1 protein-coding gene is annotated in these 610 nt (G+C 75.6%); it reads left to right on the top strand.

The features are described from left to right. Positions 1-610, top strand: a 610-nt coding sequence (locus GT354_RS04265; protein ID WP_237534364.1) for a histidine kinase, incomplete at both ends; no start/stop codon positions are given.

Here is a 610-nt window from a genome sequence, read left to right as displayed (position 1 = left end):
GCAGCCGTCTGGGCGGTCGGGCGGTCCCGCCGACAGCGCTCGGCGGCGTGCGCGGCCGGGGTCGAGTACGGGCGCCGCGCCGAAGACGTTCCGGTACACGCGGCGCGGACCGAACGGGCCCGGCTGGCCGCCGAGGTGCACGATGTCGCCGCACACGCCCTGACGGCGGTTGTGGTCCGGATCGGCGCGGCGCTACGGCTGGCCGACCCCACGATGAGCGACGAGGCGATCGACCACGCGCGCCGGGCCGGCCGCGACGCGCTGACCGAACTCGACGCGATCACCGAAGCGTTGACCACACCGCGTACCCTGGCCGCGATCGACAACCTGGCCGCCGCGAACCCGCGGATCCGGTTCACCCGTACCGTCGTTACCGCCCCGCCCGAGATCGCCGAGATCGCCTACCGCGTGGTACGCGAGGCGTTGACGAACTGCGCCCGATACTCGGCCGATCCACGGCCGCGGCTACGGATCACCGCGGACCGCGACCACCTCGTCGTCGACGTCCGCGACCGCGGCGGCCCACCCACCGCGCCGGACCTGGGCACGGGAAGCGGACTGGCCGGCCTTCGCGCGGCGATCACGGCCGCCGGCGGCACCCTGGGGGCCG

The sequence above is a fragment of the Streptomyces sp. SID3343 genome (assembly GCF_009865215.1).
Classification (GTDB): domain Bacteria; phylum Actinomycetota; class Actinomycetes; order Streptomycetales; family Streptomycetaceae; genus Embleya.
Note: the sequence above shows the minus strand (reverse complement) of the source record. Positions and strands in the feature narration are given on the sequence as shown.